The organism is Pseudomonas lundensis, assembly GCF_001042985.1.
GTDB lineage: Bacteria > Pseudomonadota > Gammaproteobacteria > Pseudomonadales > Pseudomonadaceae > Aquipseudomonas > Aquipseudomonas lundensis.
Map to the genome: position 1 here is coordinate 86,024 of NZ_JYKY01000012.1, position 18,427 is coordinate 104,450.

The window sequence follows — 18,427 nt, forward strand, 5'->3', positions numbered from 1 at the left end:
TCTGATTCTGACGGGAACACCGATGAGCACCTTGCTGGCCCTGGATACCGCGACTGAAGCTTGCTCTGTTGCCTTGCTGCACGATGGCAAGGTCACGAGCCACTACGAGGTGATCCCGCGCCTGCATGCGCAAAAGCTGTTGCCGATGATCCAGACCTTACTGGCTGATGCGGGGGTTGAACTGTCGGCGGTCGACGCCATTGCGTTCGGTCGCGGGCCGGGTGCGTTCACCGGTGTGCGGATTGCCATTGGTGTGGTCCAGGGGCTGGCCTTCGCACTGGAACGCCCGGTGTTGCCGATTTCCAACCTCGCGGTGCTGGCACAGCGTGCCCACCGTGAGCATGGCGCTACTCAGGTCGCGGCCGCGATCGATGCGCGCATGGACGAGGTGTATTGGGGCTGCTACCGCGAAGACGCGGGTGAGATGCGCCTGGTGGGGGCTGAAGCGGTGCTGGCGCCTGAAGCCGCGCAACTGCCTGAAGACGCCAGCGGTGACTGGTTTGGCGCGGGCACCGGCTGGGGCTATGCCGAGCGCCTGAACCCCACGCCGTACGCCCTGGAGGCGGGCATGTTGCCACACGCGCAAGACCTGCTGACCCTGGCCCGTTTTGCCTGGGCTCGTGGCGAAGCTATCGTTGCCGACGAGGCGCAGCCGGTGTACCTGCGCGACAAAGTCGCGACCCCCAAAGCCCGCCCCTGAACGGTTCGCTCCTTTGCACTGCGAGCGGGTGTACAGCACCCGCCCGGCCCCTCCGATAGGCGCGCAGCCTATGCCCGCCTCGCCAGCATCTACACTGATTGACAGCAGGCTTTAAACCTTTTCAGGGTTTTGCAGTCTAGTGTTCACTTGGGCAATTGCTTAGTTCGGCCGGTGCCGCTAAATTGCCATCATTGCTACCGAGCTTGCAGCCATGCGTATAGACGGCTTTTCCTCACAGTCCTACCCGATCAAGCGCAAGCCGCGTAAAGGCAATGCGCTGGTTGACGAGTCGGTGGAAGACAGTGAAATCGTCTTTGAAAACGCGCCGCAACCTTCCCGTGCCTCGTCCTCGGGCGAACGTGTCAGCCAAGTGCCTGCGCGTCAGCAAGACATGATTTTTCAGCGGGTGATGAACAGAAAAGTCGCCAGCGCCCTGACCAGCTACCTGACCACCGCCGGTTTTGTTGAGTGGGACACCGAAGTGTTGGGGCTGGACCTGTACATTTGAGCCATGACCCACCCTTTACTCCCGTATTACCTCGGTTGCCCGTCCTGGAGTGATCACTCCTGGCGCGAAGGCCTGTACCCGCAGAATGCCCGATCCTCGCAATTTCTCAGCCTGTACGCCCACGTGTTCAATGCGGTCGAAGGCAATACCACGTTCTACGCCAACCCCAAGCCGAGCACTGTCGAGCGCTGGGCGCAGAGCCTGCCCGAACACTTCCGCTTTACCGCCAAGTTGCCACGTGAGATCAGCCACGGCGGTGATTTGCGCACCCAACAACCTGCCGTCGACGCCTTCTTGCAGCTCATGCGGCCCCTGGGGGCGCGTGTCGCCCCTTTGTGGCTCCAATTGCCTGCGAGCTTCGGCCCTGAGCGGCTCGCCGAGCTGGTGGGCTTTATAGATGCGCTGGAGCGGCCACTGGCCGTGGAGGTGCGTCATCCGGCGTTCTTTGACCGGGGCGACGCGGAGCGGGTGCTCAATCGGGTGTTGATGGACCGGGGCGTGGAACGCATCTGTCTTGATTCACGCGCGCTGTTCAGTTGCACCTCCACCGACCCAGCGGTGCTTGACGCGCAATCGAAAAAGCCCCGCGTGCCGCCCCGACCGGCAGCGTTTACCCAATGCCCACAGGTGCGCTTTATTGGTCGGCCTGAGCTGCACGCCAACGATGAGTTTTTAGTGCCGTGGATTGAGAAGGTGGCGGGCTGGATCGAGGAGGGGCGCACGCCCTATGTGTTTCTTCATACGCCGGACAATCACTTGGCGCCTGAACTGGCGCGGCGTTTTCACGCGCAATTAAGCGAACGTTTACCGGGCTTGCCGGCATTGCCCACGCTGTATACCCCGCAAACCACCGAACAGCTGGGGCTGCTTTAAGCCGCCAGGCGCAGGTTGTTAACGATCAGCGGGCGTGCCCACGCCAGATCGAAGTCCATGGCCCGCTGTTGCTCGATCAGCGTCATGGCATCGAACGGTTCGGCGGGCTTGTCCAGCAAGTCCAGTTCGAACTCGGCAATCGGCAGGTGCAACGGACGCGGCGCGGGGGCCGGGCCCGGTTCAGGCAATGGATGACCGGCCGCCATCACGAGTGGGCGCACCCAGTGGCTGTCGAAGTCTTGTTGATGCTGTTGGGCAAACAGCTCATCCGGCGGATAGGGCTTGGCAATGGGCGGCAGCAAATCCAGCTCGAATTCGGCGATCGGCAAGAACAGCGCTTCAGGCGGACGCAATTCGGTGTCTTTCACCTCGCAATGGCGCTGCGTCACGATGTGGCTCAGCAGGTCGCTACCACCGCGCGGCTCGACGTCTTCCTCCACCTCAAGCGGCTCGGTGTCGAGCACCACAAACTCGTCAGTGCCGGACTGCTCGACCAATGCCTGGGCGTAGAAGTCCTTCCACAGGTGATTGACGCTGCCTGTGACTTGCGAATTGTGACGGCCAAAATCGCCAATGGGCGCGATAAAGCCTATCGATGTGGAATGAATGTCTGACATAGCTCTCGGTCGACGCCCGGGTCTGGCAAAATGCCGGATATTTCATTTATCGGCAGCGTTTGCCGATCATTAAATTTTTGAGCGTGTTTTTAAATGAGTGAGCAAACAGCGGGCTGTCGCATCATCGTCGAGGCACTGGACGAGGGGTCTCAAGCCTTGGCCGAGCAGTGGGCCGGGCGCCTTGGCTTGCCGATGGGCCAGGAGCAGGCCGAGTTCGCCCTGCAAGTGTCGGCCCAGGGTTTGCAGTTGCAGCAGTTGGGGCCGGATGCACCCGGCCCGGTGCGGGTTGATTTCGTGGAAGGCGGCGCGGCGCACCGACGCTTGTTTGGCGGCGGCACCGGGCAAATGATCGCCAAGGCGGTGGGCATCCAGCAGGGCGTGCGGCCGCGGGTGCTGGACGCCACGGCAGGGCTGGGCAAGGACGCGTTTGTCCTGGCCAGCCTTGGCTGCGAAATGAGCCTGATCGAGCGCCAGCCCTTGATTGGTGCCTTGCTCGAAGATGGCCTGGCGCGCGGGCTGAATGACCGTGAGGTGGCGCCGATTGTGTCGCGCATGACGCTGCTCAAAGGCAACTCCATTGAGGTGATGCGCAACTGGGAAGGCGAACCGCCGCAGGTGATTTACCTGGATCCCATGTTTCCGCATCGTGAGAAAACGGCATTGGTGAAGAAGGAAATGCGCCTGTTTCGCCCATTGGTGGGTGACGACAACGATGCGCCAGCCCTGCTGGAGGCCGCGTTGGCACTGGCCTCCCACCGTGTCGTGGTCAAGCGCCCGCGTAAGGCGCCCTGCATCGCAGGCCCCAAGCCGAGCCATGCGCTGGACGGCAAGTCGAGCCGTTACGATATTTACCCAAAGAAAGCCCTGAAGCCCTGACGCCGCCAGCGCACTGCTGGCGAGAAGGCGTGCGTGAGGCGCTCAATCCGGGCGGTAAGCTCGCATAAACAGCGCCACCACGTCTTGCACGTGGGCTTCGGCTTCTTCTGGACTCAACGGGTCGCCGCAGCCATAGAGCACGCGAAAGTTCGGCGCGCCCTTGAGCAGGCAAAAAAAGTGCTCGGCCGCCTGATGGGTGTGGTTGAACTGCAACACGCCCAGTTGCTGGATGCGCTCCAACAGGCCTTCCATCTCCCGCACCACGCGGTGCGGTCCGGCCTCAAAGAAAATGTTCGACAGTTTTGGGTCCTGACTGCCCAGCGTCATCATCAAACGGTGCAGGTTCAGTGACGCCTGGCTGTTAATCAGCGTATGAAATCCCCGGCCGATGTTGAGCAGCACCTGCTCGACCGGCACACCCTCAGGCAATGAAAAGAACAGGTCCGGCAGTTGTTCGGAGCAGGTGGCCTTGATCGCGGCCGAGAACAGGTTTTCTTTGTCGGTGAAATGGCTGTAGACCGTCAATTTCGACACGCCGGCGTGGTTGGCGACCGCGTCCATGCTGGTGCTGGCAAATCCTTTGCTCAAAAAAAGACATTTGGCCGCCTCAAGGATCGCATGGCGTTTGGCCATGTCCTTGGGGCGTCCGGCGGCATTGGGCATTAAAGGATGATCAGACATTTCCGTTTATTACTGGACTGGTGAGTTTGGTATTAATAACATGCCGGCCAGTATAAATATTCCAAGCCCCATAAGCGAAAGGTCGTCTCCATGTTGCGTCATGCCTTGCCCCGCGCTGTGCCTGTCTGTCTGGTGTTTTTGTTAGCTGCGTGCGGGCATGAGGAGCCTGTTCAGGTGAGCATCAGCCCCGCCATCGTGGTGCAACCTCAGCCTTCGGCAGTGGCCACCCAGAGTTATCCCGGCGAAGTCCGTGCCCGCTTTGACCCGCAATTGGCCTTTCGTATTGGCGGCAAGGTCACTAAACGGTGGGTGGATGAAGGCGAGCGGGTCAAGGCCAATCAGTCGCTGGCCGAACTGGACCCCCAAGACGTTCGCCTGCAACTGGAAGCCACCCGCGCTCAGGTGGCGGCCGCGCAGGCCAATCTGAGCCTGGTGCGTTCGGAGCGCGACCGCTACAAAACCCTCTTGGAGCGGCAGATGGTCAGCCGCTCGCAGTTCGATAACGCAGAAAACCTCTACCGTGCGGGCGAAGCCAAGCTGCAGCAGCTTAAGGCTGAACAGGATGTGGCCAGCAATCAGGCCAGCTACGCCGTGCTACGCGCCCCGCAAGACGGCGTGATTGCCCAGCGCCAGGTGGAAGTCGGGCAAGTCGTGTCGGCCGGTCAGACCGTTTTTTCGTTGGCTGCCGACGGAGAGCGTGACGTGTTGATCAGCCTGCCTGAGCAGGCGTTCGGCCGTTTCAAGATCGGGCTGCCGGTGTCGGTTGAGCTGTGGTCACAACCCGGTCAGCGTTTCAGCGGGCGGATTCGCGAACTCTCACCCTCGGCTGACCCCAAATCCCGCACCTTTGCCGCGCGCATCGCCTTCACGGCGGGCGAAGTGCCTGCCGAGCTGGGCCAGAGTGCGCGGGTGTTCATTGCGCAGGAGGGGGGGAATGCGTTGTCCGTGCCGCTGTCAGCCTTGAGTGCGGAAAACGGCGCGACGTACGTCTGGCGTGTGGGTCAGGGCAACAAGTTGCAGCAGGTGGCGGTACGGGTCGGCCCGTATGGCCAGAGCAGTGTGCCGGTGCTGGAAGGGCTGACGCCCGCCGATTGGGTGGTGGCGGCTGGCGTGCATGTGCTGCACGACGGGCAAGAGATCCGGCCGATTGATCGCTCCAACCGAACGATCAATACCGCGGCGAAGGAGTAATACCCATGGGCTTTAACCTGTCTGCGTGGGCATTGCGCAATCGCCAGATCGTGCTGTTTTTAATGTTACTGCTGGCCATCGTTGGCGGGCTTTCCTACACCAAATTAGGCCAGAGCGAAGACCCGCCATTCACCTTCAAGGCCATGGTCATTCGTACGCTGTGGCCAGGTGCCACGGCAGAAGAAGTGTCACGTCAGGTCACTGAGCGGATCGAAAAGAAGCTGATGGAAACCGGGGAGTACGAGCGGATCGTGTCGTTCTCGCGCCCCGGTGAGTCGCAAGTGACGTTCATGGCCCGGGACTCCATGCACTCCAACCAAATCCCCGAGCTGTGGTATCAGGTCCGCAAAAAGATCAGCGACATTCATCACAGTTTGCCGCCGGGGATTCAGGGGCCTTTTTTCAACGACGAATTCGGCACCACATTCGGCAATATCTACAGCCTGAGTGGCGAAGGGTACGACTACGCGGTGCTCAAGGACTACGCCGACCGCATCCAGATCCAGCTGCAACGGGTCAACGATGTGGGCAAGGTCGAATTACTTGGCTTGCAGGACGAAAAAATCTGGATCGAACTCTCCAACCTCAAGCTGGCCACCCTGGGGCTGCCGCTGGAGGCGGTACAAAAAGCACTCGAAGAACAAAATGCTGTCTCGACCGCCGGTTTTTTTGAGACACCGACCGAGCGTGTGCAACTGCGGGTCAGCGGTAATTTCAAAACGGTAGAAGAGATCGAGCGTTTCCCCATACGCGTGGGCGAACGCACCTTGCGCATCGAGGACGTGGCGGATGTACGCCGCGGGTTCAATGATCCACCCGCGCCGCGCATGCGCTTCATGGGGCAGGACGCGATTGGTCTGGCCGTGGCGATGAAAGACGGCGGCGACATTCTGGTGCTGGGCAAGGCGCTGGAGACCGAATTTTCCCGCCTCCAGAAAAACCTGCCCGCCGGCCTGCAATTGAGCAAAGTCTCGGATCAGCCGGCAGCGGTGAGCACCAGCGTCGGTGAATTCGTGCAGGTGCTGATCGAGGCGCTGGTGATTGTGTTGCTGGTGAGTTTTTTCTCGCTGGGCGTGCGCACCGGCATGGTGGTGGCGCTGGCCATTCCGCTGGTGCTGGCCATGACGTTTGCCACCATGCATTACTTCGGCATTGGCTTGCACAAGATCTCGCTGGGGGCTCTGGTACTGGCGCTGGGTTTGCTGGTGGACGACGCCATCATCGCAGTGGAAATGATGGCCATCAAAATGGAGCAAGGTTACGACCGGTTCAAGGCGGCGAGCTTTGCCTGGACCAGCACGGCCTTCCCGATGCTCACCGGCACGCTGATTACAGCGGCAGGCTTTCTGCCGATTGCCATGGCGCAGTCCAGCACCGGGGAATACACGCGTTCGATTTTTCAGGTGGTGACCATTGCGTTGCTGGCGTCGTGGATCGCGGCCGTGGTGTTCGTGCCCTACCTGGGCGCGTTGTTGCTCCCGGATCTGGCGAAGCGCCATGCCGCCCGACATGGCACGGGCGAGGGCGCTCCCGACCCGTACGGGACACCGTTTTACCAGCGGATCCGGCGCCTGGTGGAGTGGTGCGTGCGCCGCCGCAAAACCGTGATTGCCCTGACCGTGTTGCTGTTCATCGGCTCGGTGGTGCTGTTCAAGTTTGTGCCGCAGCAGTTCTTCCCGGCCTCCAGCCGTCTGGAGCTGATGGTGGACCTGAAACTGGCCGAAGGCGCGTCGCTGAGCAACACCACCGAACAGGTGCAGCGCCTCGAAGCCTTGCTCAAAGACCATCCCGGCATCGTCAATTACGTGGCTTACGCGGGTACTGGCTCACCGCGCTATTACTTGCCGCTGGATCAGCAATTGCCCGCGGCCAGCTTTGCTCAATTTGTGGTACTGGCAAAGACCATCGAAGACCGCGAGCGCTTGCGCACCTGGCTGATCGATACGCTCAACGAGCAGTTCCCGACCGTGCGCTCGCGGGTCACCCGTCTGGAAAACGGGCCGCCCGTGGGTTACCCGGTGCAGTTTCGCGTGACCGGTGAGCACATTGAAGAGGTGCGGGCGCTGGCGCGTAAAGTGGCGGCCAAGGTGCGTGAAAACCCGCATGTGGTGAACGTGCACCTGGACTGGGAAGAGCCGAGCAAGGTCGTGTACCTGAACGTCGATCAGGACCGCGCACGGGCCTTGGGTGTCAGCACTGCCCACCTGTCGCGGTTTTTGCAAAGCACGCTGTTGGGCTCGACGGTCAGCCAGTACCGCGAAGACAACGAGTTGATTGAAATCCTGTTGCGCGGCACGCCCCATGAGCGCACCGAACTTGCGTTGCTGCCGAGTCTGGCGGTGCCCACCGATAACGGCCAGAGCGTCGCCTTGTCGCAGATTGCAACGCTGGAATATGGCTTCGAGGAAGGCATCATCTGGCACCGCAACCGTCTGCCCAACGTCACCGTGCGCGCCGATATTTATGGCAAGGAACAACCGGCGACCCTGGTGCAGCAGATTCTGCCCACCCTTGAACCGGTGCGGGCTCAATTGCCAGACGGTTACTTGCTGGACGTGGGCGGCACAGTGGAGGACTCCACACGCGGCCAGAACTCGGTGAAGGCCGGGGTGCCCCTGTTTATCGTGGTGGTGCTGACCTTGCTGATGGTGCAGCTGCGCAGTTTTTCGCGCATGGCGATGGTGTTCCTGACCGCGCCGCTGGGCCTGATCGGTGTGACGCTGTTCCTGCTGGTGTTCAATCAGCCGTTCGGGTTCGTGGCGATGCTGGGGACGATTGCGCTCTCGGGGATGATCATGCGCAACTCGGTGATCCTGGTGGACCAGATCGAGCAGGACAAAGCGGCGGGGCTGGATACCTGGCAGGCGATTATCGAGGCGACGGTACGGCGGTTCCGGCCGATTGTGCTGACCGCGCTGGCGGCGGTGCTGGCGATGATTCCGCTGTCACGCAGTGTGTTCTTCGGCCCGATGGCCGTGGCGATCATGGGCGGCCTGATCGTGGCGACTGCGCTGACATTGCTGTTTTTGCCCGCCCTGTATGCGGCGTGGTTCCGGGTGAAGAAAGGCTGACCCGCCTGGCTGTACAAGCCCTGCCGTCAGGTACGGCAGGGCTTGGCGCGGGTTGATCAGTGTGCCACTTGATCGACGCGCAGACGCAGCGGCTGCAGCGTTTTGGCGTTGAGATCCACGCTGTTGCGTTCAGTGTTGATGAACAGCAGTTGGCCGTTGTCTTCAATGCGAGCGCTGATGGCATAAGTATGGCCGGGTTTGACGCTCGCCGGGTCATAGCGCAAGTGAAACGGCAGCGGGACCTGGCCTTTGACCGGGCCGCTTTGTTTGGCCAGCGTGACTGCCGGCGCGTCGGCCAGCGACACGTCCTGCAAGCTCACTTCCAGTGTGGCGGTGGGCGGCAGGGCGATGCGTTGCAGGTAGAACACTTCGCCGTCGAGGGTGGCCTGAGGTGTGGAGTTCATGGAGCTGCAGGCTCCGAGCAGGGCCGTGAGGCTGAGGATCAGGATTTTTTTCATAAAGAGGCTTCCCTTCAGTAAGCATCAAGACGATGCGGTGAATAGGGCAAGCCTGTGTGACGCGCAGGGCATCAGCACAGGCTTAACCGCGTTTTACAGGTGTTTCTCAAGCGAGAGCGGCGGATGCTCCTGCTCATCGGCGTCTTCGGCCCGGTGCAGCGCCACTTGGCGGATCGACAGGCGAATCTCGGCAGGCAGTACGCGTTTGGCGGCGCCTTCGGCCAGCTCCCCGAGCAACGCGTGATAGCTCAACTTGCCATTGGCATCGCGTCGCAACACGTCTTCTTCCAGCAAGGTCTGGATAAAGTGACGGAACAGGCTCTTGTCGAAAAACTCCGGGGCGTTCAGGCCGTGCAGGATCGACAGGCGCTGAGCCATCATCGTGCACAGGTCTTCCAGCTCCTCGGCGCTGAGGGTGTTTTGGCCGCTGTTAAGCAGCAGCGAAATGGCCATGTAAAAACGTTGCAGGGTTTGCGCGATGCTTTTGGACAGCAGCGTCAGCAACACAAAGTGCCGCGAACTGGGCGCCGGGCGCAGGTACACGTCATTCTCGAAGCGCAACAGACCTTGCTCGACAAAGGCCTCAAGCCATTGATCGACCACGCCGTCCAGCTCGTCCAGCGACCAGCGGATAAACAGCTCCGATTGCAGGTACGGGTACAGGGCGCGGGTGTAGCGCAGGATCTGTTCGCGGGTCATACGCGACGCGCTCTGGAAGAAACTGGCCAGCAACGACGGCAAGGCAAAGATGTGCAAGACGTTGTTGCGGTAGTAGGTCATCAGGACGGCATTTTGCTCATCCAGGTACAGGATCTTGCCCAAGGCATCACTTTGTTCGGACAGCAGGTCCATGTCCTTCACGTGTTCAATCAGCGCCCGTCCGTCGCCTTCGGGCAAGGTGGTGTGCGGCGAATACGGCACGCGACGCAGCAACGCGAGGTACAGGTCCAGCACCCGCGCCATGGCGCGATCGTCCAGCGCCAGCTTGCTGGTGGAGAGCAACGCCAGTGCCACCAGATTGACCGGGTTGATCGCGGCCGCTTCATTCAGGTGCTGCGCCACTTTCTCACCCAGACGATGGGTCGTGGCGTTCAACCATTCAGGACGATACGTCGGCCCCAATGCTTGCTGGCGCCAGTCCGGCTGCTCGTGGTCGAGAAACTCGGCCAGTTTGATCGGCTCGCCAAAGTTGACGGCCACTTGGCCAAAACGCTGCTTGAGGGCACCGATGACTTTGAAAATGTCGAAGATTGACTCTTTCTTCTTGCTCGCCCCGCGCAGTTCGCCCAGGTAAGTACGGCCTTCAAGCACACGCTCGTAACCGATGTACACCGGCACGAATACGATGGGCATGCGCGACGAGCGCAGGAAGCTGCGCAGGGTGATGGCCAGCATGCCGGTCTTGGGTTGCAGCATGCGTCCGGTGCGCGAGCGCCCGCCTTCGACGAAGTACTCCACCGGGAAGCCCTTGGTGAACAAGGTGTGCAGGTATTCGTTGAACACCGAGGTGTACAGCGGGTTGCCCTTGAACGTGCGACGCATGAAGAACGCGCCGCCCCGGCGCAACAGGCTGCCGATGACCGGCATGTTGAGGTTGATCCCGGCCGCGATGTGCGGCGGGGTCAGGCCGTTGCGAAACAGCAGGTAGGACAGCAGCAAATAGTCGATATGGCTGCGGTGACAGGGTACGTAGATGATCTCGTGACCTTGCGCGACGTCTTGCACGCCTTCGATGTGGTTGACCTTGATCCCGTCGTAAATCTTGTTCCAGAACCAGCTCAGCACCACTTCCAGAAAGCGGATCGCGGTGTAGGTGTAGTCGGAGGCAATTTCGTTGGCGTAACGCAGCGCCTGGGCCTTGGCTTTGTCGGCCGAAATGTTTTCGCGCTGGGCTTCTTCGAGGATCGCCTGACGCACGGCCGGTTCGTTGATCAGGCCTTTGACCAGGTTGCGTCGGTGCGACAGGTCGGGGCCGATCACGGCGGTTTTCAGGTTGCGAAAGTGAACCCGCAGGATGCGCTGGGCCATGCGCACGGTGCGTTCGTGACCTTTGTTGTGGTCGACCAGCTCGCGCAAGTGAATGGGCGCAGAAAACTGCACGCGGGTCTTGCGCCCCAGAATCAGGATGCGCAGTAAACGGCGCAGACGCCCGGTAACGGCCCAGCTGTCGGCAAACAAGAGTTTCCAGGGGCTCGATTCGCTGTCCGGGGATTGGCCCCAGAACACGCTGACCGGGATGATTTGCGCGTCTTCGCCGGGGTGCTGTGTCAGGCTGTCCACTAGCCGGGTCAGGGTGGGCGGAGCGCCGCGCTTGTCCTGACGGCCCAACCAGTCGGGCTCGGGCGTCAGGTAGAAGAACGCGGCAGGCTCGACCATCTGCCCGACGGCCACCGGCAGCACCGGGCGCGGCAGGCCGGCCTTGGTGCACTCGGCGTCGACCACGGCCAGTTCGGTAACGGAGGGCGTTTGCAGGACGTAGAACACCGGCCGGCTGCGGTCCAGATTCAGGGTGAAGGACGACTGATTAATGGTCTCCGAGCGTACCCACAGGTACAGCAAGCGACGCAGGGCGCCAAACACAAGACGGCGAAACGGGGAACGGGTCATACGGCTTCTGCATGAGTGGATTAAAGCGAGTGATTACTCGGTCGCGTAGTGTGCCGTATCTCTGGAAAATCGGCAAAAAAGCAGCGAACTAATATTGATTGAGTGTTTTTCTCGCTGACTTATACTCGGTGCTCTTTCGCCATGAAGTGTAAGACTTTTCAGCAAACTATAAGTTCGAGCGAAAGTTCTCAACGGGCTGAATGAGCAAGCCCATTAAAAACAATAAGGGGATGCAAGTATGACGACGCGGTTAACCGGCAATGTGAAATGGTTCAACGACGCCAAAGGCTATGGCTTCATTCAGTGCGACGGTGGCGCTGATGTGTTTGTGCACTACCGCGCCATTCGTGGCGAGGGCCATCGCTCGCTGGCTGAAGGGCAGCAGGTTGAATACACCCAGGTCAAGGGTGACAAGGGGCTACAGGCCGAGGATGTGGTGGGCCTGTAATCGCCCCGTGTAGCCGCTGCTTCAGGCCGGGTTCCAGGCCGCAGGACTTGCCCCGCTGGCCTGTCCCGGCCTGCAGCAGCCGCTACGCGTTTGAGTGTTTCAGGAACCGGTTTTCCAGGTGATTTCTTCTTCACCGTCTGCGCTGATGCGAACCCAGCGGTCAGCGTCTGCTTCGCCCTGTTCTTCTGCCCAACTGCCCGGCGCGCACCGCACTTCGATGTTCAGTGCCGCAAACGCGGCCTTGGCGCAGGCGATGTCGTCTTCCCATGGCGTTTGGTCACTGTCCAGATACAGACTGTTCCATTTGCCGACGGCTTTGGGAATCCATGTCACAGGCACGTTGCCCGCCGTGCATTGGTACGTAACGCCTTTCTTCTTCCATTCCGAGCATTCGCCCAGAACGTCTGACAGCCAAGCTTCGACGTCTTTGTAAGTAACGTCGGAATCTTTCAGGTAAATCTCGATATCGGGCTGGCGCATGGATGTCCTCACTGCGTGTCTGAAAAATCCATTCGCGGATTAGTCGGGCCAAGGGGAGCTCCCTTGGCCGTTAAGTCGGTTATTGAAGCACGAAAAAATCGTAGCGCATGGAGACGGTCACGATTAACGGCTCAGGGTGTTCGATGACAGCTGCGCGACGTTCGGCACTGGCGCGCCAGCCGTGGGGCGTCATGGCCAACAAGTTGGCGCGGTCCTGAGGCTCGCTCAAGTGCAGTTCAAACGACAGTGTTTCACTGTGTTGCAACTGCATGCCTTCGGGAATCAGCGCCAGGTGCTTGTCGTCGGCGTAATCGCGCACTTCGTCGTACAGGCGCTCACGCAACTCCATCAAGTGCCCGCGGGTCGGCCCGACACGCATCAAGCCGCCGCCGGGGCTGAGCAGGCGCTTGGCTTCCAGCCAGTCCAGCGGGCTGAAGACGCTGGCCAAAAACTGACAACTGGCGTCCGCCAACGGCACGCGGGCCATGCTGGCGATCAGCCAGGTCAGCTGCGGGTTGCGTTTGCAGGCGCGTTTAACGGCCTCGCGGGAGATATCCAGCGCGTAGCCATCAGCGTGAGGCAAGGCATCAGCGATTTGCGCGGTGTAGTACCCCTCGCCACAGCCGATGTCGAGCCAGCGTTGCGGCGCGCGCTCGGCTGCCAGTTCAGCCAGCCGCTTGGCCACGGGGGCGTAATGCCCCGCGTTAAGAAAGTCGCGACGGGCTTCAACCATGGCCTGATTGTCGCCGGGGTCGCGGCTGTTTTTGTGCTGCACGGGCAGCAGGTTCAGATACCCCTGACGCGCACGGTCAAAACGATGGCCTGCCGGGCAGACCACGCCATTATCGACCGCTGTCAGCGGCTCGGAGCAAATAGGGCAGGCAAGCATCAGGCGAGCAACTTGATCAAGGTTTGGTAGTAGATTTCGGTCAGCACGTCGAGGTCGCTGGCCAGCACGCGTTCGTTGACCTGGTGGATCGTCGCGTTGACCGGCCCCAGCTCAACCACTTGCGTACCGAGGGTGGCGATAAAGCGACCGTCAGAGGTGCCGCCGCTGGTGGAGGCTTGGGTATCGCGGCCGGTCACTTGTTTAATGCTCGACGAGACGGCGTCCAGCAAGGCGCCCGGTTCGGTGAGGAACGGCAAGCCCGACAAGGCCCATTCGATGTGCCAGTCCAGGCCGTGTTTGTCGAGTATGTCAGCGACCCGCTGCTGCAACCCTTCGACCGTGGACTCAGTGGAGAACCGGAAGTTGAACACCGCGACCAGTTCGCCCGGAATCACGTTGGTCGCGCCGGTCCCCGAGTTGAGGTTGGAGATCTGGAAACTGGTCGGCGGGAAGAAGTCGTTGCCGTTGTCCCAGTGTTCGGCGGCCAGTTCGGCCAGTGCCGGCGCGGTCAGGTGAATCGGGTTTTTCGCCAGGTGCGGGTAGGCCACATGGCCTTGTACACCGCGCACCGTGAGCTTGGCGCCCAGAGAGCCGCGGCGACCGTTTTTAACCACGTCGCCGACCAGTGTCGTGCTCGACGGTTCGCCCACGATGCACCAGTCCAGACGCTCCTTGCGCGCAGCAAAACGTTCAACCACGGCTTTAGTTCCGTGGTGGGCCGGGCCTTCTTCGTCGCTGGTGATCAGAAAGGCGACCGAGCCCTTGTGGTCCGGGTAGTCCGCCACGAAGCGTTCGGCGGCCACCAGCATGGCGGCCAGGCTACCTTTCATGTCAGCGGCGCCGCGCCCGCACAGCATGCCGTGCTCGTCGATCAGCGCATCGAACGGGTCGTTTTGCCAGGCTTGCACCGGGCCGGTCGGCACCACGTCGGTGTGACCGGCAAAGCACAGCACCGGGCCGTCATGACGACCGTGGGTGGCCCAGAAGTTGTCCACGTCTTCAATACGCATCGGTTCCAGTGTGAAGCCGGCATCACCCAGGCGCTGCATCATCAGCTTCTGGCAATCGGCGTCGATTGGCGTCACGGAAGGGCGACGGATCAGATCGCAGGCAAGTTGCAGGGTCGGCGAGAGGTCGGCGTGGGCCGTCATGGTGGTGGACTCCGAAGCTGGGCGTGTAAGGGCGCAGGTGTCATCGCGAGCACGCTCGCGCCTGCAGGGCTGGCGCCAAAGGGCGGTTATCTTAAAGCAAAACGGCGGCCAGAGGCCGCCGTTTAGTGGTTGCTGTCAATTTAGGCAGCAGGCAGTTCTTCAGGCGCTTCCACCGGTTTTGGCAGAGAAGACATAAAGGCCATCACCAGCGCCGCCAGATACGGCAACGATTGCACCAGCAGCATCACCACCCAGAAACGCATGTCGTTGCTCGGCAGGCCCTGGACGAAAAAGATCCCGACCGCGGCGCCCCAGAGCAGCAGCATGATGAACACTTCTTCCCGTGCTTCCGAGATGGCGACCCAGAAACCATGGTTATCGGCATTCTTGGGTGTACGGAAAAACGGAATGCTGGTGGTGAAAAATCCGTACAGCACCGCTTTGGCGATGGTGTGCGACAGCGCCAGCCCGGCCAATGCCGCCGCAAACGCATCTTTGAGGTTGACCCCCACGGCGCGGCGGTACAGGAAGATGATTTTGCCGACCTTGAACACAAACAGCGCCAGCGGCGGAATCGCGAAAATCAGCAGCGGCGGGTCGACCCGCGTCGGCACGATAATCATCGCCGCCGACCACAGCAGTGCCCCGACGGTGAAGAAGATGTTCATGCCATCCGCCACCCACGGCAACCAGCCCGCCAGGAAGTGATAACGCTGGCCACGGGTCAACTGAGAACCCTTGCCCCAAAGCAGGCTGGCCGCGTGACGCTTGATAATCTGAATCGCGCCGTAGGCCCAGCGGAATCGCTGTTTCTTGAAGTCGATAAAGGTATCGGGCATCAGCCCTTTGCCGTAGCTGTTGTGGGAATAGGCGGCGGAATAACCCTTTTCGAACACCCGCAAGCCCAGCTCGGCATCTTCGCAAATGCACCAGTCTGCCCAGCCCAGTTCTTCGAGCACCGAGCGGCGGGTCATGGTCATGGTGCCGTGCTGGATGATCGCGTCACGGTCGTTACGGGTCACCATGCCGATGTGGAAGAAACCTTTGTACTCGGAATAGCAGAGTTTTTTGAAGGTGCTTTCAGTCTGGTCGCGATAGTCCTGAGGTGACTGCACGATGGCGATTTTCGGGTCCGCGAAGTGCGGCACCATGTGTTTGAGCCAGTTGCGGTCCACACAGTAATCGGAGTCGATGACCGCAATCACTTCGGCATCCGGCGCGGTATGCGGGATCAGGTAGTTCAACGCGCCACCCTTGAAGCCTGCGAGCGGGGCGACGTGGAAGAACTTGAAACGTGGGCCCAGGGTGGCGCAGTAATCGCGCACCGGCTCCCAGACCGCCGGGTCCTTGGTGTTGTTGTCGATGATCAACACTTCGAAGTCCGGGTAATCGAGGTTGGCCAGCGCGTCCAGGGTCTGTTTGACCATGGCGGGCGGCTCGTTGTAGCACGGCACGTGAATCGAGACTTTTGGTCGGTAGGCGTTGTCGCTATCGACCGGTAAAAACTCCCTGCGCCTCTTGCGAATCCACACGGCTTCCGCCAGTTCGTGGGCCTCGGTCAGCAGGACGATAAACACCCCGAGAGCGCCGAGCCCCAGCAAGAAGCCCACGGTGAGGCTGAACCAGGTGCTGTATTGCTGACTGTAGTCGTAACCGATCCATACCAGCACCGACCCGCACAAAAAGGCCGTGAAGGTCAGGAAGGTGCGACCGCGCTGGCGCAATGCCGAACCATCAATCAGCAGCAATGCCAGCGACAGCAAGCCCATGACGACCGAGCCAATGGCCAGGACGCGCCATTGCGGGATCGCCACGACCGGGCCTTCGAAGTTGAATTTCTGTTGGCGAGCGGCGTTGTACACGCCCCAGTACGCGCCCACAGAGCCTTCGTCACTGGCCTTCCAGGGTTGGTCGAAGGCTTCGATCACAAAATAGTTGTAACCGCGACGGTTCAGGGTGTTGACCAGGTTACGCAAGTAAATCGCCTGATCGGCCGGGCTGGCATCTGCGCCACCGCGCATGCGGCCGTTGCTCGGCCAGCCCACTTCCGACAGCAGCAAAGGCTTTTTCGGGAACAGTTTTTTCAGGTCCCGGGCACGGTCCAGTACAAATTCGCCAGCCTTGTCCACCGGGATAAATTCCCAGTACGGCAGGATGTGCGCGGCAATCAGGTCGACGTGCTTGGCCAGTTGCGGGTATTTCTCCCAGATGTGCCATTGCTCGGACGTGGTCACGGGCACCTTGACGGCCGCGCGCACGCGATCGAGCAGCACGATCAGCTCTTCTGGCGTGATCTCTTCACGGAATAGGGCTTCGTTGCCTACTACCACGCGTACAACGCTGCGCGAATTGTTGGCCAGCTCGATGGCTTTCTGGATTTCGCGCTCATTGCGCGCTTGGTCAGGGCTGATCCAGATACCGATGGTGACGCGCAAGCCGAACTCTTCCGCCAACTTGGGGATGTCACCCAGCGTGCCGTCGACCGAATAGGTACGGATGTTGTCGGTCAGCTTGCTCATGATCTCCAGGTCGCGACGCATTTCATCGTCGGACGGGTATTGATCTTTCTGCGGGTACTGGCCTTGCTGAAACGGCGAGTACGAAAAACCGGAGATTTGCTCGGGCCAGTTGGGCGCGGAGACCGGGCGATTGATGAGCGCCCAGAAGCCGGTGAAGAGGGCGGCAATGGCCAGAACCACCACCAGGTTGAGTCCAAATTTACGCGATGACATAACTGTTTTGGGTTCCAAAGGGAGTGGAACGAAGATCGGTCGGCACGTGCCAAACGGCGCGCATCCTACACTGGCTCTTAACGATGCGTACAGCAGGCGGCACATGGTCGGGCGTTTGGCAGCGATAGTCGACTTAAGTTCTTTCTTTATTACTTGTAGCTCTTATCTTGCTACTTAGTCGGCTATTAAAGCAGGCTTGGTCGGAAGTCTCGCAGGAAATGTACTCAAGCACAGTGAGAGACCCCTATAATGCGCGCCGGTTTTTGGGGTGGTGGTTATGAGTACAGAAGATCCGCGGTTTGCCGGTGTCGCCCGGTTGTATGGTCTGGAAGGCATGGACCGTCTGCGTCGCGCCCATGTGGCAATCGTTGGCGTGGGCGGCGTCGGGTCGTGGGCTGCCGAAGCCATTGCCCGTTGTGGTGTGGGTGAAATTTCGCTGTTCGACCTCGATGACGTGTGCGTCAGCAACACCAACCGCCAACTGCATGCCTTGAGCTCGACCGTGGGTCGGGACAAGGTCGAGGTGATGGCCGAGCGCCTGCGTGAGATCAACCCGGCCTGCACCGTGCATGCTGTGGCAGACTTCGTGACCCGTGAAACCATGGCCGAGTACATCACCCCGGACATCGATTGCGTGATCGACTGCATTGACAGCGTGAATGCAAAAGCGGCACTGATTGCCTGGTGCAAGCGCCGCAAAATCCAGATCATCACCACCGGCGGTGCGGGCGGGCAAATCGACCCTACGTTGATTCAAGTGTGCGACCTGAACCGCACCTTCAACGACCCGCTGGCCTCGAAAGTGCGCTCCACGTTACGTCGCGATTATGGGTTCTCACGCACGGTGACCCGTCACTACAGCGTGCCCTGCGTCTTTTCGACTGAGCAACTGCGCTATCCCAAGCCCGATGGCAGCATTTGCCTGCAGAAAAGTTTTGTCGGGGACGGCGTGAAGCTGGACTGTGCGGGCGGCTTTGGCGCGGTGATGATGGTGACGGCGACCTTCGGCATGGTCGCGGCCACCAAGGCGGTGGACAAAATCGTGGCGGGCGTGCGTCGGCCCTCAGAAAAGCTCAAGCAACCGTCACGTGCTCAGCCAGACCCGCTCCCGTCGAGCGAGGCGGGTGAGTGCGTCAATTCAGATA

Annotated in this window: 15 protein-coding genes and 1 pseudogene; 8 read left to right on the forward strand and 8 right to left on the reverse strand. The window is 60.7% G+C overall.

The features are described from left to right. Window positions 1-22: 22 nt before the first annotated feature. The 3 genes from tsaB (at window position 23) to TU74_RS11965 (ending at window position 2,081) form a co-directional block, all read left to right on the forward strand. Window positions 23-700, forward strand: coding sequence for a tRNA (adenosine(37)-N6)-threonylcarbamoyltransferase complex dimerization subunit type 1 TsaB (gene tsaB, locus TU74_RS11955; protein ID WP_048376642.1), 678 nt, complete (start codon window positions 23-25; stop codon window positions 698-700). 211 nt (window positions 701-911) lie between these two features. Beyond that, window positions 912-1,208 (forward strand): hypothetical protein, encoded by a 297-nt coding sequence (locus TU74_RS11960; protein WP_047277254.1) that lies wholly within the window; start codon window positions 912-914, stop codon window positions 1,206-1,208. Window positions 1,209-1,211: 3 nt separating this feature from the next. Further along, complete coding sequence (locus TU74_RS11965) at window positions 1,212-2,081, forward strand: DUF72 domain-containing protein (protein ID WP_047281118.1); 870 nt, start codon at window positions 1,212-1,214, stop codon at window positions 2,079-2,081. Here TU74_RS11965 and TU74_RS11970 read toward each other — a convergent pair. Continuing rightward, window positions 2,078-2,698: a hypothetical protein gene (locus TU74_RS11970; protein WP_048376644.1), complete on the reverse strand. Its 621-nt coding sequence runs from the start codon at window positions 2,696-2,698 to the stop codon at window positions 2,078-2,080. The genes TU74_RS11965 and TU74_RS11970 overlap by 4 nt on opposite strands. Before the next feature lie 93 nt (window positions 2,699-2,791). Here TU74_RS11970 and TU74_RS11975 point away from each other — a divergent pair, with 93 nt between their 5' ends. Further along, a complete protein-coding gene (locus TU74_RS11975) occupies window positions 2,792-3,574 on the forward strand; it encodes a class I SAM-dependent methyltransferase (RefSeq protein ID WP_048376647.1) in 783 nt (260 codons plus the stop codon). 42 nt (window positions 3,575-3,616) lie between these two features. Here the strand turns inward: TU74_RS11975 and TU74_RS11980 are convergent, their stop codons facing one another. Then, on the reverse strand, window positions 3,617-4,255 hold the full coding sequence (locus TU74_RS11980) for a TetR/AcrR family transcriptional regulator (protein ID WP_048376649.1): 639 nt from the start codon (window positions 4,253-4,255) through the stop codon (window positions 3,617-3,619). A gap of 90 nt (window positions 4,256-4,345) precedes the next feature. Between TU74_RS11980 and TU74_RS11985 the strand changes: the two genes are divergently transcribed. Together TU74_RS11985 and TU74_RS11990 are read left to right on the forward strand one after the other, a co-directional pair. Next, entirely contained in the window at window positions 4,346-5,446 is a 1,101-nt protein-coding gene (locus tag TU74_RS11985; RefSeq protein WP_047278287.1) for an efflux RND transporter periplasmic adaptor subunit, read from the forward strand. Window positions 5,447-5,451: 5 nt separating this feature from the next. Then, window positions 5,452-8,517 carry an efflux RND transporter permease subunit gene (locus TU74_RS11990; RefSeq protein ID WP_048376651.1) on the forward strand — a complete coding sequence of 1,022 codons (3,066 nt, stop codon included), beginning with the start codon at window positions 5,452-5,454 and terminating at the stop codon, window positions 8,515-8,517. A 56-nt stretch (window positions 8,518-8,573) separates the two neighbouring features. On the opposite strand, the gene TU74_RS11995 is transcribed toward TU74_RS11990, so the two are convergent. Next, entirely contained in the window at window positions 8,574-8,975 is a 402-nt protein-coding gene (locus TU74_RS11995; protein ID WP_047277239.1) for a YbaY family lipoprotein, read from the reverse strand. Between the two features lie 93 nt (window positions 8,976-9,068). Then, the gene (gene plsB, locus TU74_RS12000) at window positions 9,069-11,582 is read right to left on the reverse strand and encodes a glycerol-3-phosphate 1-O-acyltransferase PlsB (protein ID WP_048376652.1); all 2,514 of its coding nucleotides are present in this window, start codon (window positions 11,580-11,582) and stop codon (window positions 9,069-9,071) included. A gap of 238 nt (window positions 11,583-11,820) precedes the next feature. On the opposite strand from plsB, the gene TU74_RS12005 reads away from it, so the two are divergent. Continuing rightward, a complete protein-coding gene (locus TU74_RS12005; protein WP_047277236.1) occupies window positions 11,821-12,030 on the forward strand; it encodes a cold-shock protein in 210 nt (69 codons plus the stop codon). Between the two features lie 99 nt (window positions 12,031-12,129). On the opposite strand, the gene TU74_RS12010 is transcribed toward TU74_RS12005, so the two are convergent. The 4 genes from TU74_RS12010 to TU74_RS12025 form a co-directional block, all read right to left on the reverse strand. Continuing rightward, window positions 12,130-12,510: a hypothetical protein gene (locus TU74_RS12010; RefSeq protein ID WP_048376653.1), complete on the reverse strand. Its 381-nt coding sequence runs from the start codon at window positions 12,508-12,510 to the stop codon at window positions 12,130-12,132. A gap of 79 nt (window positions 12,511-12,589) precedes the next feature. Next, complete coding sequence (locus TU74_RS12015; RefSeq protein ID WP_048376655.1) at window positions 12,590-13,399, reverse strand: putative RNA methyltransferase; 810 nt, start codon at window positions 13,397-13,399, stop codon at window positions 12,590-12,592. After that, entirely contained in the window at window positions 13,399-14,550 is a 1,152-nt protein-coding gene (gene dapE / locus TU74_RS12020; RefSeq protein ID WP_048376656.1) for a succinyl-diaminopimelate desuccinylase, read from the reverse strand. The genes TU74_RS12015 and dapE overlap by 1 nt, the downstream gene beginning before the upstream one ends. A gap of 140 nt (window positions 14,551-14,690) precedes the next feature. Next, window positions 14,691-17,282 (reverse strand): glycosyltransferase, encoded by a 2,592-nt coding sequence (locus TU74_RS12025; protein ID WP_047277228.1) that lies wholly within the window; start codon window positions 17,280-17,282, stop codon window positions 14,691-14,693. A 277-nt stretch (window positions 17,283-17,559) separates the two neighbouring features. On the opposite strand from TU74_RS12025, the pseudogene tcdA reads away from it, so the two are divergent. Continuing rightward, window positions 17,560-18,360 (forward strand): annotated as a pseudogene (gene tcdA, locus TU74_RS12030) (tRNA cyclic N6-threonylcarbamoyladenosine(37) synthase TcdA); the annotation flags it as partial. Between the last annotated feature and the right edge of the window lie 67 nt (window positions 18,361-18,427).

Bases quoted from the DNA above. Each gene is read 5' to 3' on its own strand.
- TU74_RS12025 (WP_047277228.1), bottom strand. From the start codon at position 17,282: ATGTCATCGCGTAAATTTGGACTCAACCTGGTGGTGGTTCTGGCCATT.
- TU74_RS11985 (WP_047278287.1), top strand. From the start codon at position 4,346: ATGTTGCGTCATGCCTTGCCCCGCGCTGTGCCTGTCTGTCTGGTGTTT.
- TU74_RS11990 (WP_048376651.1), top strand. From the start codon at position 5,452: ATGGGCTTTAACCTGTCTGCGTGGGCATTGCGCAATCGCCAGATCGTG.
- dapE (WP_048376656.1), bottom strand. From the start codon at position 14,550: ATGACGGCCCACGCCGACCTCTCGCCGACCCTGCAACTTGCCTGCGAT.
- TU74_RS12015 (WP_048376655.1), bottom strand. From the start codon at position 13,399: ATGCTTGCCTGCCCTATTTGCTCCGAGCCGCTGACAGCGGTCGATAAT.
- plsB (WP_048376652.1), bottom strand. From the start codon at position 11,582: ATGACCCGTTCCCCGTTTCGCCGTCTTGTGTTTGGCGCCCTGCGTCGC.
- tsaB (WP_048376642.1), top strand. From the start codon at position 23: ATGAGCACCTTGCTGGCCCTGGATACCGCGACTGAAGCTTGCTCTGTT.
- TU74_RS11970 (WP_048376644.1), bottom strand. From the start codon at position 2,698: ATGTCAGACATTCATTCCACATCGATAGGCTTTATCGCGCCCATTGGC.
- TU74_RS12005 (WP_047277236.1), top strand. From the start codon at position 11,821: ATGACGACGCGGTTAACCGGCAATGTGAAATGGTTCAACGACGCCAAA.
- TU74_RS11975 (WP_048376647.1), top strand. From the start codon at position 2,792: ATGAGTGAGCAAACAGCGGGCTGTCGCATCATCGTCGAGGCACTGGAC.
- TU74_RS11960 (WP_047277254.1), top strand. From the start codon at position 912: ATGCGTATAGACGGCTTTTCCTCACAGTCCTACCCGATCAAGCGCAAG.
- TU74_RS11980 (WP_048376649.1), bottom strand. From the start codon at position 4,255: ATGTCTGATCATCCTTTAATGCCCAATGCCGCCGGACGCCCCAAGGAC.
- TU74_RS11965 (WP_047281118.1), top strand. From the start codon at position 1,212: ATGACCCACCCTTTACTCCCGTATTACCTCGGTTGCCCGTCCTGGAGT.
- TU74_RS11995 (WP_047277239.1), bottom strand. From the start codon at position 8,975: ATGAAAAAAATCCTGATCCTCAGCCTCACGGCCCTGCTCGGAGCCTGC.
- TU74_RS12010 (WP_048376653.1), bottom strand. From the start codon at position 12,510: ATGCGCCAGCCCGATATCGAGATTTACCTGAAAGATTCCGACGTTACT.